This is a genomic window from Pseudomonas capsici, from assembly GCF_017165765.1.
In the GTDB taxonomy this organism is placed as follows: domain Bacteria; phylum Pseudomonadota; class Gammaproteobacteria; order Pseudomonadales; family Pseudomonadaceae; genus Aquipseudomonas; species Aquipseudomonas capsici.
Genome location: NZ_JAFGZD010000001.1, coordinates 650184 through 667648, shown reverse-complemented (window position 1 = coordinate 667648; position 17465 = coordinate 650184). Strand labels below are relative to the sequence as shown.

Annotated in this window: 7 protein-coding genes; 2 read left to right on the top strand and 5 right to left on the bottom strand. The window is 60.4% G+C overall.

Features of this window, described 5'->3' with window-relative positions:
- A partial coding sequence (locus JSY17_RS02735) for a non-ribosomal peptide synthetase (protein ID WP_206401396.1) occupies positions 1–8225 on the bottom strand: 8225 nt, incomplete at its 3' end.
- Positions 8226–8538: 313 nt separating this feature from the next.
- Between JSY17_RS02735 and JSY17_RS02730 the strand changes: the two genes are divergently transcribed.
- Complete coding sequence (locus JSY17_RS02730; RefSeq protein ID WP_117184176.1) at positions 8539–8745, top strand: hypothetical protein; 207 nt, start codon at positions 8539–8541, stop codon at positions 8743–8745.
- 745 nt (positions 8746–9490) lie between these two features.
- Here JSY17_RS02730 and JSY17_RS02725 read toward each other — a convergent pair.
- From JSY17_RS02725 to JSY17_RS02710, 4 genes are read right to left on the bottom strand one after another with little or no spacing between them, the layout of a single operon-like run.
- Complete coding sequence (locus JSY17_RS02725) at positions 9491–10096, bottom strand: LysE family translocator (protein ID WP_122371176.1); 606 nt, start codon at positions 10094–10096, stop codon at positions 9491–9493.
- A 53-nt stretch (positions 10097–10149) separates the two neighbouring features.
- Complete coding sequence (locus JSY17_RS02720; protein ID WP_200978682.1) at positions 10150–13200, bottom strand: efflux RND transporter permease subunit; 3051 nt, start codon at positions 13198–13200, stop codon at positions 10150–10152.
- Positions 13197–14309: an efflux RND transporter periplasmic adaptor subunit gene (locus JSY17_RS02715; RefSeq protein WP_404823323.1), complete on the bottom strand. Its 1113-nt coding sequence runs from the start codon at positions 14307–14309 to the stop codon at positions 13197–13199. Before JSY17_RS02715 ends, JSY17_RS02720 begins: the two co-directional genes overlap by 4 nt.
- Positions 14306–15739 (bottom strand): efflux transporter outer membrane subunit, encoded by a 1434-nt coding sequence (locus JSY17_RS02710; RefSeq protein WP_200978683.1) that lies wholly within the window; start codon positions 15737–15739, stop codon positions 14306–14308. Before JSY17_RS02710 ends, JSY17_RS02715 begins: the two co-directional genes overlap by 4 nt.
- Positions 15740–15958: 219 nt before the next feature.
- Between JSY17_RS02710 and JSY17_RS02705 the strand changes: the two genes are divergently transcribed.
- Positions 15959–17275, top strand: a complete 1317-nt coding sequence (locus JSY17_RS02705) for a diaminobutyrate--2-oxoglutarate transaminase family protein (RefSeq protein WP_200978685.1) — start codon at positions 15959–15961, stop codon at positions 17273–17275.
- The last annotated feature ends 190 nt before the right edge of the window (positions 17276–17465 follow it).

Sequence of the window (17465 nt, the reverse complement as noted above, 5' to 3'; positions counted from 1 at the left end):
CGCTCAGCCGGATACGCCGGGTCCAGCGGTACATAACCGCCACCGGCCTTGAGGATGGCCAGCAGACCGACCACCATATCCGTGCCACGCTCGACACAGATGCCCACCCGCGAATCCGGCTGCACACCCTGACTGCGCAAGTGATGCGCCAGACAGTTGGCCCGCAGATTAAGTTCGTCGTAGCTCAGACGCTCATCGCCAGACACCAGCGCAACCGCATCCGGTGTACGTTCAACCTGAGCCTCGAACAGGCCATGAACGGTCTGATCGAGTGGATACGGAGCCTGAGTGGCATTGAAGCCGAAAATCACTTCATCGCGCTCTTGTGCAGGCAGGATTTTCAGCGCATGCAAAGGCAGATCAGGCGCGGACTCCAGAGCATCGGCCAGGCTTTCCAGTGCGGTGTTCATGTAGCCTGCAACACGCTGAGAAGCGATGGCGGCCACAGTCTGCACCGTGAGCAGGAAGCCTTCGCCCAGATCATCCACCGACAGCATGAACGGATAGTTGGTCCGTTCCATCACTTCCAGTACTTCAGCGCCGCCCCAGCGCTCGACCTCTTCGTCGGACTGGGTCGGGCTATGGCGATAGTTGAGCAAGGCACTGAACAACGGCATGGATGCCGGCACGCCACTGCAACGCTGGGCCAACGCCAGAGAGGCATGTTCGTGCCCCAGGAGCGCGGTCAGGCGGGTATGGGTCTGGCGTACGCCTTGACTGACACTGACAGCTCCCAGCGCAACCCGCACCGGCAGCGTATTGATAAACATCCCCAGGGCACGCTCGGCACCGCTGCCCGCCTGCATGCGGCCCAGCAATACCGTGCCGAAGACCACATCGCTGCGCCCCGACAGATTGCCGACCACCTGAGCCCAGGCCAGATGGTGCAGGCTTGCCGGGCTGACACCCAGTTTGCGGGACAGACCACGAAGGCGCGTGCTCAGGGCCGAATCCAGCCTGAACCGGCTTTCCTCGACACCGCGACCGTCACCCTGCACTTCCTGCAAGCCCAGCGGCAATGTCGGCTCTTCGACGTCGGCCAGCATCTCGCGGAAGAAGTCCTCATGAGCCGACTGGCTGACGGCCATCCGGGCCTGGGCGACATAGCGCCGGTAAGGCATTGGCGTATCGAGCCCGGTCGCTTCGCCACTCAGAATGAGCTGCATTTCATGCTGCATCACTTCCAGGGCGGTATGGTCCAGAGCAATGTGGTGGAACAGCAGAATCGCAGCCCAGCGCTGCTGTGCTTCGTCATGAGCGCAGGCCATACGCATCAGCGGTGCCTGCCCCAGGTCGAGTCGCAGATCACGCGGGTCGAACAGCGCCTGCAACTGGCTGGCGATATCCCCCGCAGAAGCATCCAGCTCCAGGGTTTCAACGACCAGACGAGCCTGGCGCAGCACCACTTGCAGCGGTTGCTCCAGGCCATCCCAGATCAGCGCAGTGCGCAAAATGTCGTGGCGGTCGATAACGCTCTGCAACGCTGCAATAAAGCTGTCGAGCTGTGCCCGGCTGTCCATGGCAAAGGCAGCCTGCAGCAGGTAGGGATCACCCTGCTGCGCGGAAATGTGGTGATAGAGAATCCCTTCCTGCAAGGGGGCCAGCGGGTAGATATCCTGAATATTGGCCGCACCGCCCGGCATGGCGGCAACGATCCGGTCAACTTCGTTCTGCTGTAGATCCAGCAAGGTCAGCATGGATGCGGTGATGGACTCGCAGCCTTCGGGAATACCGTTGTCCGGGATTTGCAAGGCTTCTTCGACGCCTCCAACCGCTGCCGCCAAGGCCGACAGGGTCGGCTGGCTGAACAGCACGCGAACATCGGCATCCATATCCAGTTGACGCATGCGCTCGATCAGTTTGACCGCCAGCAGCGAGTGACCGCCCAGTTCGAAGAAGTGGTCGTGACGCCCCACCTGCGCGACGCCCAGAATCTGCGACCAGAGACCGGCCAGGGTCGTTTCGATGTTGCCTCGCGGTGCTTCATAAGCCTGACTGACAAAGGCCGAGGCATCCGGCGCGGGCAAGGAACGGCGATCCAGCTTGCCGTTGGCCGATACCGGCATCTTTTCCAGTTCGACATAAGCGGCCGGGATCATGTAGTCCGGCAGACAGGCCTGCAAGTGAGCCCGCAGCACATCGACCGAAGCCGGCTCCTGACCTGGCTGCTGGGTGAAATAGGCAACCAGGCGCTTGTCGCCAGGGTTGTCTTCACGGGCCACGACCGCCGCATCACGCACCGAGAGGTGATCGGTCAGGCGCGACTCGATTTCACCCAGCTCGACCCGGAAGCCACGAATCTTGATCTGGTCATCGTTACGGCCCAGGTATTCGATGACGCCATCGGCGCTTCGGCACCCCAGGTCACCAGTCTTGTACAGGCGGCCAGAACCGTTCTCGACAAAAGGATCGACAAGGAAACGCTCGGCAGTCAGGTCGTCACGGTTCAGGTAGCCGCGTGCCACACATGTCCCGCCAATATAGATCTCACCCGCAACGCCCACCGGCACCGGCTGGAACTGTGCATCGAGCAGGTAGATACGGGTATTGGCCACCGGTACACCGATGGCTGGCAAGGTTGGCCAGTCCGCTACGCTCACCGGCAGGGTGTACGAAGTGGTGACATGGGATTCGGTCGGACCGTAATGGTTATGCAGACGGCAGTCGGACAAATGCTCGAACAAGGCGCGGATCGGTGCAGTGATGCGCAGTTGCTCACCCGCAGTGACGATCTCGCGCAAGGCACAGGTCTGCTCACGCAGGGCCGGATAGTCGATCAATGCCTCGGCCAAGGCCTGCAGGGCGATGCATGGCAGGTACAGACGCTCGATGCGCGCCTCGCACAGGTGCAGATACAGCTTGCGCAGGTCCAGTCGGGTGTCGGCATGAATCAATGACAGCGGCGCACCGGCGCACAGAGTGCTGAAGATCTCCTGGAACGCCACGTCGAAGCCCAGGGCCGCGAACTGCACGGTGGCCGGGGACGGATTGCCGCTTCTGATACCTTCGGCAAGCTGCCAGTGCATCAGGTTGACCAGTGGCGCATGGGGCATCGCCACGCCCTTGGGCTGCCCCGTTGAGCCGGAGGTGTAAATGACATAGGCAAGGTGTTGCGGCCCAAGCCCCTGGGCGGCCAGCTCCGGATTGTGATCAGGCTGACGACTGAATTCTTCTGCACCTTCGCTCAGGCCGTCGAGCAGCACGCCGGGCACGCTGGAATCCTTGAACAATTCAGCGACGCTGGCCTGGCTGAGCACAACCCTGGGAGCCGAATCTCTGAGCATGTATTCGAGGCGTTCTGCCGGGTAATCCGGGTCCAGCGGCACATACCCTGCCCCGGCCTTGAGAATGCCCAGCAGGCCGGCAATCATTTGCGGGCTGCGGCGGCAGCAGATGGCGACCCGGTCATCGAAACCGACGCCCAGTTCCAGCAGACGATGAGCAATGCGGTTGGCCTGACGATTCAACTCACCGTAGCTCACACGCTGCGACTCGAAAGTCACCGCCAGTGCATCCGGCTGCTGCTCGGCATGGGTCTCGAACAATTGATGCACCAGCAGATCCGAGGCATATGCCTCATCACAGGCATTGAAGCCATGCAGCAGTTGCTGACGCTCGGCAGCGGGCATGTAGGCCAGACTCTGCAGCTCGACTTCGCCAGTGCGGTCAAGTGCATCGGCCAGCTCGGCCAGGACTGCATGCATGTAATCGGCGATGCGGCGGGCACCGATCCCCGGTACGACCTGTACGGTCAGGCTGAAGGCCTCGCCCAGGTCGTCGACCGAAAGCGACAGCGGGAAGTTGGTACGTTCTTCACCGCCCGAAAGCTCGAAACCGGCCCATTTCAGAACGGTTGTGGCCTCACCGGCAGAAGCCCCCACCGCAGCATGGCGATAGTTGAGCAAGGCACTGAACAGCGGTGTCGGCGCCGCCACACCACTGCAACGTTGCGCCAGGGCCAGTGGCGCATGCTCATGGCCGAGCAAGGCCGCCAGGCGGTCATGGGTGGTGCGGATCGCGGCCCTGACGCTCGGTCCCTGGGCCGGTACGCGCAACGGCAGCGTGTTGATGAACATCCCCAGGGCGCGTTCGGCATCCTGGCCGCCTTGCATGCGGCCCATCAGCACGGTCCCGAATACCACATCCTCACGCCCCGACAAGCGACCGACCACCTGACCCCAGGCCAGGTGATGAATGCTGGCATTGCTGACGCCCAGCTCACGGGCATGGGCACGCAGGCGCTGAGCAAGCCGATCGTCAAGCGCCACGACCGCCTGCTCGATGGCAATGCCGTCACCCTGCACGTCCTGCAAGCCGAACGGCAGCGTCGGCTCGTTCACATCACCCAGAGCCGAGCTGAAGAACGCCTCGTGTTCCTCGCGGCTGATGCCGAGACGGGATTGGGCCACATAGTTGCGATACGGAACGGAAGCCGCCAGTTCGGCGCTTCGTCCATCGATATGGGCCTGAATCTCCATACCCAGAATGCGCAGCGAGGTGGCATCGTCGATCAGGTGATGCAGGAGAATCACCGCAACCCAGCCACCACGTGCGGAGTCTTCTGCCAGATGAAGCTCCAGCAGCGGTGCCTGACGCAGATCGAAACGCATATGACGCGGATCGAGTTGGTCCTGCAACTGAGCGGCAATATCCCCGTCGGTTACACGCAATACATGCTCGTGAACCCGCAGCGGCGCTTCACGCCAGACGACCTGGACCGGCTCGTCCAGACCTTCCCAGGCAATCGAGGTACGCAGGATGTCGTGTCGTGCGACCACGGCCTGCAATGCCTGAACGAAGGCATCGACGTGGGCACGACTGTCCATGCGCAGCGTGCCCTGGAGCAGATAGGGATCGCCTTCGGGAGTCGACAGGTAGTGATAGAGAATGCCTTCCTGCAACGGCACCAGAGCGTAGATATCCTGGACATTGGCGACACCGCCGGGCACTGCGGCCACCACCGTATCGATCTGCTCCTGGCTCAGACGAGCCAGCGGCAGCATCTGTGGGGTAATGCGCTGTACGCCCGGCTCGATAAAGTTGGCCGGCACCGCCACTTCACGCCCCGAACCTGCCGTTGCAGCCAGCGCTCGCAGCGTGGGCTGACCGAACAGCACACGCACATCGACATGCAGACCGACTTCGCGCATGCGCTCGATCAACTTGACCGCCCGCAGCGAGTCACCTCCCAGCTCGAAGAACTGGTCATGACGGCTGATGGACTCGACGCCCAGCAGCTCGCTCCACAGCCCGGCCAGAGTTGTTTCGACCGGGCCTTGCGGTGCTTCGTATTCACGTCGAGCGAAAGCTTCGGCGTCCGGTACAGGCAGGGCCTTGCGGTCGAGCTTGCCGTTGGTGGTCAATGGGAATTCGGACAGCAGCACAAAGGCCGTGGGCACCATGTAATCGGCCAGGTTTTCCAGCAGCTCGGCACGAAGATCGGCCGCTGCCGGTGAATGACCGGCTTCAGGTATCACATAACCGACAAGACGCTTGTCGCCCGGCTCGTCCTGACGCGCAATCACCACTGCTTCGCGGATACCGGCGCAGGCTGCCAGGCGGTTTTCGATTTCCCCCAGCTCGATACGGAAGCCACGGACTTTCACCTGATCATCGTTACGTCCGAGATAGTCGAGGCTACCGTCTTTCGTCCAGCGTGCCAGGTCGCCCGAGCGGTACATGCGGGCATGGGGGGTGGCATCGAAAGGGTCAGGCAGAAAGCGCTCTGTATTGAGTTCGGGACGGTTCAGGTAGCCCCTCGCCACACCAGCACCCCCCACATACAACTCAGCCACGCCCCCCGGCGGAACCGGCTGGCCATGCTCATCGAGCAGATACAGGCGCAGATCTGGAATGCGCTTGCCGATGGGGCTGACACCACCTTCGACATCGGCCTTGCTCAATGGATAACAAGTCACGTGTACGGTGGTTTCAGTAATGCCGTACATGTTGAACAGTTGCGTATCGGCATTCGCCTGACGCGCATACCAGGGTTTGAGAATGCTGGTATCCAGCGCTTCACCACCGAAAATCACCTGCCGCAAGGCATGAGGACGAGGGTTTTCACCCTGGGCAGCAATGATCTGCCTGAAGGCACTCGGCGTCTGATTGAGCACCGTGACGCCAGACTCGCACAGCAGTTCATAACAGGCTTCGGGTGAGCGGGTCGTCAGTTGCGGCACCAGCAGCAGGCTGCCGCCATGCAACAGTGCGCCCCAGATTTCCCAGACGGAGAAGTCGAAGGCGAACGAGTGAAACAGCGCCCAGACATCATCGGTCCCGAAGTCGAACCATTCCCGGGTTGCCGAAAACAGGCGCATGACATTGCGGTGCTCGACCATCACGCCCTTGGGCAGTCCCGTAGAACCGGAGGTATAGATCACATAGGCCAGATGGCCTGTATCAAGCTCGGCGACCTGCGGATTTTCCTGAGGCTGCCCGGCAATACCGGCTGCCTCGGGCTGATCCAGAAGCAGCAGTGGAATGTCATGGGCCGGCAAATGCTCCAGGTGTGCGGATTCGGTCAACAATGCCAGCGGCATGCTGTCTTCCAGCATGAATGCCAGACGCTCCTGGGGATAGGCCGGGTCCAGCGGTACATAACCGGCACCGGCCTTGAGAATGCCCAGCAGACCGATGATCATCCGCGGGCCACGGTCGACACAGATCCCCACGCGATTGTCGGGGCCTGCACCCAACTGGCGCAGGCGATGGGCAACCTGGTTGGCCTGCGCATTGAGCTGGCCGTAGGTGACACTCTGACCTTCATGCAGCAGTGCCACTGCATCGGGACGGGCCTGAGCCTGCGCCTCGAACTGGCCATGGATAGTCTGATAATCCTGCGCAGCAGGCTGCTCATGGTTCTGGTTCCATGCTTCAAGCAACCGGGCCTCGGCAGGCGTTGGCAGGTTGAAGGCACGCACCTGAAGACTCGGGTCCTGCAGTCCCTGCTCCAGAATGTGCATGAAACGCTCGGCGAGGCTTTCGACCTCATCGGCCTGGAAAAACGCTTCGTTGTAGATGAAGTCTAGGAAGAATTCATCGGTATGCGCATTGGAGCGGATATAGATGGCCAGCGGCGTCTGCTCATAACCGCTGCTGCATTTGACGATGTAGGAAGGAGCGCCATCGAAAGTCAGGAGTTGATCGGTCAGTTCATAGGAAACCGACACATCGAAAACCTGACCCCGACCATCGCGCAACAGGCCCAGGGACCGGTTCATATCACTCAGCGGGAAACGCTGGTTACGGTAATCCTGTTTGAGAACACCGGCGATTTCAGTCGCCAGCTCGCCGAAACTCAGTTCGGCATCGAACTGCAGACGCACGGCACTGACCTGGGTAAACAGTCCCATGGTCTTGCGGAAACTCGCGTTGGAGCGGTTGAGAATCGGCAGGCCGAGAACCAGCTCTTCGCGTCCCGATGTACGGATGAAGTACACATAAAGTGCTGCCATCAGCACCTGAAAACGCGAGCACTGCAGAGGCGATGCGACCTGATCGATACGCTCCAGCAATGCAGGCGGATAACTGCGCCATACATGGCCCGAGCCTGCCAGGCCGGTACCTGAGCGATGGCGAGGCTCCAGAAGCGGTTCGGGAACATCCTGGTACTTGTTCAGCCAGTAATCCTGGTCACGGGCATAACGCTTCGAGTCCCGGTAGGCGATATCGTCCTGAATGAATTGAACGTAGGACGGTGCCTGCGTGTCGTCGGCAGCATCGTCTGCCTCATAGAGTTCGGCCAGATCCGTGAGCAGGAGCGAAATCCCCCAGCCATCGATGACCAGGTGATGGGCCTCAAGGCAAAAACAGCTCAGGTTCTCGCTGACCCGGAGCAGTTGCATGCGTACCAGTGGCGAACCGTCCATCTTGAACGGCACCTGGCCGCGGGCTTTCACGAATTCCCGTATTGCGGTGTCCGGGTCCTGGTGCCCGGAAAAATCATGCAGCGTCATCTGCAGGGATGGATGATCGACAAAGGCCTGTACAGGCAGACCATCGTCACCTGTCCCTTGCAACAGCACCATTCGCAACGCATCGTGACGACGAATCAGTTTTGCTGCTGCCCGCTGCAGACGCTCGCCATCGATATTGCCCTTGATCGGGGCATAACCGACCAGGTTATAGAGAGGAATATCACTGTTTACAGCCTGATCGAGCCAGATATCGCGCTGGGCGGCGGTCAGTGGATAGGTGTTTGGCACGGAAAGGGACTGGTTCATGCAGTTGCTCCTTGAGTCACGCAATAACTGGACACCCGATCCAACACCCACTTGACCGCCTTGTTTCCAGCAAAAATCGTCATATGTTCTGTCTCGAATAGTCAGGGACTTCGGTAGATATGAGGGAACTTTAATCAGGCGCTCCGGTACATGTATGTCACCGGATACCCGGACAAGAAACAGGACGTAAGTTACAAATAAGAAACATGACAGGCTTGTCCCTGTTTCTCACCACAGACAACCCTGCACGGCAGTGCTCGAATACAAGCGTGAAAGTAACGTTTGGGCAGTTTCACGCAAAAAGGACGATGACATGAACAGCTTCGAACCCGGTGAATACGTACGTCTGCGCTCGGGAGGCAGGAAGATGCAGGTAATCAGTGCCGGGGCGGCGGACTCTCTGCCCGCCTCGCCTCTGGTGGCTTGTGAGTACCAGGCCAAGAGCCGAAGAATATTGGGCTTCTACGCCGCCAACTCACTGGTTCGCGCGCAGCACTCTTCCAGTGAAGTCATTCAATAACAAGTTCAATACCGGCATTAACTAGTCAACAACTATCAATCGCCTGCCACTCCCTTCCCGATCCTCTTCTGCAGGATCGTTTTTATTTGTGCTTCTGATATTTCAGACGATACATATCAGCAACTTTTCGCGAATGAGTTGACTCTGTCTGCATTAAGTTTTGCAAGTCCGCCATAGAACTGTGGGAGGCAGCTTGCTGGCGACTTCACCGTTGTCGCCAGCAAGCTGCCTCTCATCAAACAAGACGCAAGACCATGAATTAAAAGTATTTTTCGTGTGGTAAAACGCGCTCCGGTGGACATATCCATTATCGGTATGTGCGGGTTCTACGGTTCCGCCTTTACGGCGGCCCTCTTTTGTTTCGGCAAAAGAGGGGAAAACCATGGGCTCCGGTTCGGCCCCGCCTGACGGCGGGGTTCCCTGCGCTCCGGCATTGCTCCGTGGGTACGCGCCGAAGGGCCTTCCATGGCCCTGCGGCGCTTGCTCGGCGTCCTGCCTCGCAACCCACTACGCAATACCTCCACTCGGCCTTCCCTTACGTCGCAATCGGCGGCGTCTGGGCTATCTCGGTTCAAAAAAGCACAAGCAAAAGCAGAAAGCTCTTTGCCGCGGTCGTGATAGCACCGCAGAACGCGACGTTGGTGAAGGCTGAGTGGAGGCACGGATCCGGGGCGGCGGGCGAACTCCCACAGAATTACCAGCGCTGTACCAGAGACACCACAACACTTAACGAGGACAGAGCCCATCAGGCGGTAAACGAATGCGAGGCCAGGTTGTAAAGCAGACCAGTCGCGAACAGACCGATCACCATGGAAACGCCCTTGTTCAGCAGACGCGACGAGCGCGGAGAGCTCAAGCGGCTGCCGAAGCAGGCACCGAAGATGACCCAGGCCGAACCGACCGGCAGGACGACAGCGGTAAAGGTGCTCATGAATGCCAGGTAATCCGCACTGCTCAGGAAAGTACCGGCAGGTGCCACGAACGAGGCGAAGAACAATCCCTTGGGATTGGTCAGTGTCGCAACGAACAGACCTGTCGGTGAAAGGCCCGGCGCATCATCGACGTGTTGAGCCGCACGCGCCATGGACCAGAGCTTCATTGCGATATAGAACAGGAAGCACACGGCAAAGGCCTTGCTGAGCGTCGCCACCCAGGGGTAATCGCGGGCGACCCGGTCCAGGGTCAGGCCCCAGGCCGTGATCTGAATCATATAGGCCAGCCACTCTGCCCCCACCCACAGCAATGACTTCGCATTGAAACCCCGGTTCATCCCGGTCTGGAACAATAGCGAATTGGTCGGGCCTGGAACCGCGAGCACGGCAAGCAGCGTCAGAAAGATTGAACCACTCATGTTGATGTCCTCATTCGGTTTTAGCGTTGATTGGAACAGCGGATCCGGATCGGTCAGTGGCCATGATGAAAAGCCTTCGTTGCGCGCTTGAAGAGCTGCAGCAGGTCGTCCACATAGGTAAAGATCACTGGAATCACCAGCAGACTGAGCACGGTAGAAGTCAGCAGTCCGCCGATCACCACCACCGCCATCGGCTGCCTGAATCCCGGATCGGCCCCCACGCCGATGGCGGTCGGCAGCATCCCGGCGCCCATGGCGATGGTGGTCATCAGAATGGGCCGCGCACGCTTGTGACAGGCATCGAGCAGCGCGTCATAACGGCTCATGCCGAAATCCCGGCGCGCGAGAATGGCGTAGTCCACCAGCAGGATCGAATTCTTGGTGACGATGCCCATGAGCATCAGCAGACCGATGACCGAAGACAGGGAAAAACTCAGGTCGCAGGCCAGCAGCCCCAGCAATGCACCGCCCAGGGAAAGAGGCAACGCGGAAAGAATGGTGGCTGGCTGCAGGAAGTCGTGAAACAGCAGCACCAGCACCGCATAGATGCAGAACACACCGATGGCCATGGTCAGACCGAAGCTGCCGAACAGCTCGCTCATCAACTGCACTTCGCCCTGCTCCACCAGCCGGACACCGGCAGGCAGATGCGCAAGCCCCGGCAACTGACGGGCCTGATTCATCACTTCGCCCAGGCTGCGGCCATTGAGTTCGACAGAGAGCGTGACATAGCGCTGGCGGTCCAGACGATCGATCTGTGCCGGTCCGCTGCCGGTACTCAGTTCACCCAGGGAAGCCAGCGCCACCTGGCCATCCCGGCCATTGACGCGCAACTGGCCAATGCGCTCGAGATCACCCCGCAAGTCGGGGCTCATGCGAACCCTGAGATTCACCTGACGCTGGGAAAGATTGATCTTGCCCAATGCCGAGGAATAGTTGCCATAGGTGGCCAGACGCAGAGTGTCGGCAATCTGCTGACTGGTGACCCCCAACTGGGCAGCCCTTGTGTAATCGGGCCGGAACTGTACTTCCGGAGCCTGCAGCGAGGCACTGGAAGCAATATTGCCCACACCGCTCAGTTGGCGCAGTTGAGGTTCGAGAGCCTGCGCGGTTCGCTCCAGCAGATCCCCGTCTTCACTGGCCAGGACGATATCGAGCTTTTCGCCATTACCATCGCCGCCCACACTGATGCGAGCCCCCGGCAGCGGGCGCAAGGCATCGCGCATGCGGGCCTCCAGTTCGGTCTGGCTGAGTTCGCGATCCTGGCGTCGAGCCAGCTCAACCGTCAGCGTCGCCCGGTTGACGGCTGCGCCATCCCCCGCTTCGCTGCCTGCCGTTCCCGCCATGGCAAAGATATGCCGGATACCCTGGATCGATTTCAGGCGGGTGCTGGCATCTCGAGCCAGGCTGGCGGTCTGCTCAAGAGTGGCCCCCGGCGGCAATTCCAGGGTAATGGTGGATCGGGCAATGTCCTGAGCCGGCAGGAAACTGGTGGGCAAGAAGCCGATCAGCGCCAGCGAGCCGGCAAAGAACAACCCGGCCAGCGCCATGGTGGTCTTGCGCCATTCGAGGCTGCGGTGAATCCACACCAGATAGCGGCGCATCAGCCAGCCATCCTGCTCGATGTGCTCCACGGGCTTGAGAAAGGCCGCCGCCATCATCGGCGTCAACAGACGCGCCACCATCAGCGAGAACAGCAGCGCCGCCGAAGCCGTGACCCCGAACTGCACAAACAACTTGCCCGCAACGCCGCCCATGAACGCAGTCGGCAGAAATACCGCAACCAGGGTGACAGTAGTCGCGATCACCGCCAGGCCGATTTCATCTGCCGCCTCCATGGCCGCTTCCCGGGGGCTTTTGCCCATGCGCAGATGCCGGGCGATGTTCTCCACCTCGACAATCGCATCGTCCACCAGAATGCCGATGATCAACGCCAGGGCCAGCAAGGAAACGGTATTGAGGGTAAAACCGGCGAAATACATCAAGCCAAACGTGGGGATGATCGACAGCGGCAATGCAGTTGCAACGATCAGCATGGCCCGCGGATCGCGCAGGAACCACCACACCACCAGCACTGCCAGCAGAATCCCTTCGTACAGCAGATTCATGGAGTCGTGGTAGTTCTCCAGCACCGAGGCCGAGCTGTCACTGATTTCAGTCAGACTGATACCCGGCTGCCGGGCCACGAAGTCCGCCACGGCCTCACGGATGCCACGGGCCATGCTGACATCGGAAAACCCCAGAGAACGGATAACCTGAACACCGATTACCGGCTTGCCGTCCAGGAATGCCAGTGAGTGACGCTCGGCATGATGGTCGCGGATCGTCGCCAACTGGCGCAGCGCAAAGGAACGACCATCGCCAGTCGGCACATCAACCGCGCCCAATGCCTGAGGGTCCTCGATACCGCCCAGAGTACGCACCGCCATGCGTGCGCCACCCAGCTCCGCCATCCCGCCGGAGTTATCGATTTCCATGGCCTTGAGTTGCGTCTCGACAGCAGCGACTCCCAGGCCCAGCCCGGCCATCATGGTCGGATCGAGGTCCACCTGGACTTCACGCTCGACGCCGCCGACCCGCAATACCTGGGCAACGCCCTTGACCTCCTGCAGGTGCTTGCTCAGTTCATTGTCGACAAACCAGGAAAGCGCCTCTTCGTCCATGCCCGGTGCGTCGATGACATAAGTCAGCACCGGCGTGTCATGAATCGTCATCCGCGAGACGCTGGGGGTGTCCAGGCTGGCGGGCAGTTCCGCCATGGCACTGTCCACCACATTGCGGACTTCGTTGAGCGCTTCGTTGCCGTCCTTTTCGATAGCGAAGCTGACATTGATCTGCACACTGCCCGAGGTGATGGTCGTGGTGACATGCTTGAGCAGGCGCAACGATGAAAGCCGGTCCTCGAGCTTGCGAGCCACCTCGGTTTCCAGTTGCTCGGGAGCAGCCCCTTCAAGGGACGCACTGATGGTGACCGTGGGCAGATCAAGGTCCGGAAAGTCCTGAATACCCAACCGCTGCAGACCGATGAAGCCCAACACCCCCAGCAGGATGAACAGCATGATGGCCGGGACCGGAAAGCGGATGGACAGGGACGACAGCGTCATGGCTGAACAGCCCCGCTTGCCACCGGCGTTACATGGGCCCCCTCACTGAGGAAGGCACCGCCGGAGCGCACGATGGTTTGCCGTTCGTCCAGCCCGGAAACGATTTCCACGGCATTGTCCCGACGACGCCCGACTTGTACCTGACGCTGCGCAACGCGCTCATCCGCATCGACAGTGAATACCCAGGAACGGCCATCGCGCAGAAACACGGCGGTATCCGGCACCGTCAGCGCAGGTTGCGCAGGCAACTCGATACGGCCAGTGGCATACATGCCCGAACGTGCCGCACTGCCCGGTGTAAGAGCGACGTACACCAATGCCCGACCGGTGTTGTTATCGAGGATGGGAGATAGCAGGCGAACCTGACCGGCCACCGACTGACCGTCGGGCAACGTCAGTTGTGCATGCTGCCCAGTCTTGACCTGAAGCAATTGCCGGGCATCGAGCTCGGCCTGCCACTCGATACGACCTTCTCGTACCAGTCGGAACAGTTCGGTCCCGGCACTCACCACGTTGCCCAGCAGCGCAGTCCGCGATGAGATGACGCCATCATCGACCGCCACAATCCGGGTCTGGCCAAGGCGGATACGGATACTCTGCATATCCGCGGTTGCAACGCCCAGTTCGGCCTTGGCGGTGGCAAGTGCGATCCGGTACTGCTCGCTTTGCTGAGCGGACAAGACACCGGTCACACCCACCACCTCGGCACGACGCACATCGGATTGCGCCTTTTGCAGATTGGCCCGAGCCTGCTCGACAGTTGCCTGCTGCCTGCTCTGCTCGGCCAGCAGGCTGTCCTGGGCGAGAGTGGCCAGCACTTGTCCCTTGCGCACCCGGTCGCCGATATCCGCATCGACAGTGGCGATCCGCAGGCTGCCGGTTTCGGCACTGATCAACGCCTCCTGCCAGGGCAAGAGGCGACCGCTTGCCGTCAGTTCATTAGGCCAGGGACGCCACTGCGCCCGAGTGACCTCGACACTGAGACTGCTGAGATTACTGACCGGCTCGACGACCGGTGTCTCGGAACGACTGCGAATCACAGACACCAGCGCCAGAGCAATACCCAGTGCCAGCAGGATCCAGACAAGCTTGCGACGACCGGAACTCAAGATCGCTTTCCTCCCGAGGCCTGCGCAACTGACTGATTTTCAGGGCTGTCCTGCCATCCACCGCCCAGAGCCTTGTAGAGAGCAATCCAGTAACGGACCTGCTCCTGCTGCAAGGTGATCAGTTCGATCTGGGCATCCAGTGCGGAACGCCGGGCCACTTCCCGGTCCAGAATGCTCACGCCACCGGCCTGCCAGGACTTGTCCACGGCCTGAAAGTATTCGCTATAGCCCTGTGTCGCCCGCTCCACATCGGCTTCACGGCGTCGGGCCGCATCAAGTCGGACCAATGCCTGCTCCACTTCACCCACGGAGGTGCGCAAGGTCTGTCGGTAAGCCGCCAGTGCCGAGTCATAGGCCGCCTCGGCACTCTTGACCGTGGCGCGACCAAGGCCACCATCGAGCAGCGGCAAAGACAGCGCAGGCCCCACAGTCCAGTTACGCAGCAACTGTCCATTGCTGGTCCCGACAGCGAACGAACCGGAAAGGCTCAGACTTGGCCAGCGCTGTGCTTCGGCCACGCCAATATCTGCGCTGGCAGCGGCCAGTTCGCGCTCTCGCGAGGCCAGATCGGGTCGCTGACGGATCAGATCGGCGGGAATGGAATGGACGTCCAGTCGGGCTGGCGACGGCAGTATTGCCGGGGCCTGGCCCAGCAATTCCCGCACGCGGTCTTCATCGCTGCCGGTCAGTTGGGTCAGTTGCTTGAGCAGTAATTCACACTCGCTGCGCTGATTGATCAGGGTCGACTGACTGCTGGCCGCAGACGCCTGGGTCAGAACCAGATCGGCAGGTGCAGTGAAGCCGGCCTTGAGGGACAGCCCGGTGAGCTCGGCGGTCTGGCGTTGCGAGTCGAGCTGCTCCTGATAAGCCAGGACCAGACGCTGGCAGCCTCGATATTGAACATAGTCATCGGCCACTTCGGCAGCCAGCGACACTCGTGCGTCATGCCAGTCATCGACCCTGGCCTGGATGCGATTGCTCGCGGCTTCACGGTTGCGCCGGAATTTGCCGAACAGATCCAGCTCCCATGCGGCATCGAGTCCGGCCGAAGAGCTGGAGTACGTCTGACCGCTACCGTCCTGACGCTCTCCGGTACGGTTGCGCGCCAGTGATCCTCGCAAGGTCGGAGATGCATCGGCATCGCTCACTGCCAGAGTCGCCCTGGCCTGCTGGATGTTCGCCCATGCCTGATCGAGCGTAGGACTATCGGCTTCCGCCCATTGCAGCAGTTGCTCCAGTTGCGGGTCATTGAATTGCTGCCACCAACCGGACAGCGTCTTGACGCTGGCATCGTGGGGCAAAGGTGCATGCCAGTGCGCAGGGATGGAAACTGCCGGAGGCTGATAATCGGGTCCCATCACACAGCCGCTGGCAATCAGGGCAATGAGTATCGGCAGTGACGATTTCGCTGCCGTTTTGAAGATATCCATGACGTCCTCTTGATGCCTGGACGTTGGGTCAGGCGCTCGGCTGCATTGACGGCGCTATTGAAACGTTTGACGCAATGACTGTCTGGCGCGGAAAGCGGGGACATTGTCCCGTGGGAAATTGTCGGTCCATGACCTGTGCAGCAGAATCGCTATCACATCGCGCGGGTATCGAACGACTCGCAGGAGATGCCATTTCTCAAGGCAAACGAGTGACCGACTATGCAAGAGTTGAGCTATCTGAAAAAAGTCGAATCCAACGCAAGGACATACGCGGCCACATTCCAGCGCCTGTTCGTCAGCGGTAACGGTTCACGTATCAAGGATGATCAGGGACGTGAGTACCTTGACTGTCTGGCCAATGCCGGCACCCTTGCCCTGGGTCACAATCCTGCCGTTGTCCGCGAAGCCGTGCTTCAGTTCCTAGATACCGATCAACTGCAACAGGGCCTGGACCTTGCCACACCTGCCAAACATGAATTCGTGCAGGCACTGTTCTCTACCTTGCCCGCGCCAATGCGCAATAACAGCAAGATCCTGTTCTGCGGCCCCAGCGGCTCGGATGCGGTGGAAGCCGCCATCAAGCTGGCCCGTCATTACACCCAGCGCACTCCGCTGATGGCGTTCCATGGCGGCTATCACGGCATGACCGCAGGCGCCCTGTCGGCCATGGGCAATCTCAAACCCAAGATCAATACGGGGGCGGTCAACCCCGGTACGCACTTCCTGCCCTTTCCTTATGCACTGCGCTGCCCCTTCGGTACCGATGGCGCACAGACCGACCAACTGTCTATCGAATATATCCGCACGGTGCTCAGCGATCCCGAAGGCGGCGTCCAGAAACCGGCGGCAGTGATCGTCGAAGTGATTCAGGGCGAAGGCGGCTGCATTCCCGCATCGGCAAACTGGCTGCGCGAGTTGCGCGAGATCACCCGCGAGCAGGAAATCCTGTTGATCATCGATGAAGTACAGACCGGCCTGGGCCGTACCGGCAGCACCTTTGCCATTGAACACTCCGGAATCGTCCCGGACATTCTGGTGCTGTCCAAGGCCATTGGTGGCGGTTATCCGATGTCAGTGATCGTCTTTGCCGAGCACCTGGATACCTGGAGCGCCGGCATGCATGCGGGTACTTTCCGTGGCAATCAGATTGCAATGGTGGCGGGGGCTGCGACTATCCGCCATGTGCAATCACAAAACCTGGCAGCCCAGGCGGCAGCGCGAGGCGAAATACTTGCCAGCGGTCTCAGAGACATTGCCCAACGCTACCCGGCCCTGGCCGAAGTGCGTGGTCGCGGCCTGATGCTCGGGGTCGAGGTCACTCACCCCAAGGAAAAGGGACGCACCGGACCGGGACATTCGCAACTGGCACGCGCCATCAAGCTCAACTGCTTCGAGAATGGCCTGATTATCGAAACCGGGGGACGCCACAGCTCCGTGCTGCGCTTCCTGCCGGCACTGACCATCAGCGAGCAGGAAGTGGGCATGGTTCTGGAGCGTTTCGAAGATTCGGTAGCGGCAGCCAGCAAGGCCCATTGAGCAGTAGGAGCGAATTCATTGGCGAACTGACTTGAACGCCTTCAATGACGTCTCGCCAATGAATTCGCTCCTGCCGAGGGGGGTGGATTTGCTTATTCTTTTTGCTCCAGAAAACAGGTTTTTTATTATTTCTAACCATTAACCCGGCTTCTTATAGTGAGACTCTTTATTGATGCCACTGCAGGAATCC

What these genes read in the sequence shown, in the direction of transcription:
- JSY17_RS02710 (WP_200978683.1), bottom strand. Translation starts at nt 15,739, where the DNA reads ATGGATATCTTCAAAACGGCAGCGAAATCGTCACTGCCGATACTCATT.
- JSY17_RS02705 (WP_200978685.1), top strand. Translation starts at nt 15,959, where the DNA reads ATGCAAGAGTTGAGCTATCTGAAAAAAGTCGAATCCAACGCAAGGACA.
- JSY17_RS02725 (WP_122371176.1), bottom strand. Translation starts at nt 10,096, where the DNA reads ATGAGTGGTTCAATCTTTCTGACGCTGCTTGCCGTGCTCGCGGTTCCA.
- JSY17_RS02720 (WP_200978682.1), bottom strand. Translation starts at nt 13,200, where the DNA reads ATGACGCTGTCGTCCCTGTCCATCCGCTTTCCGGTCCCGGCCATCATG.
- JSY17_RS02730 (WP_117184176.1), top strand. Translation starts at nt 8,539, where the DNA reads ATGAACAGCTTCGAACCCGGTGAATACGTACGTCTGCGCTCGGGAGGC.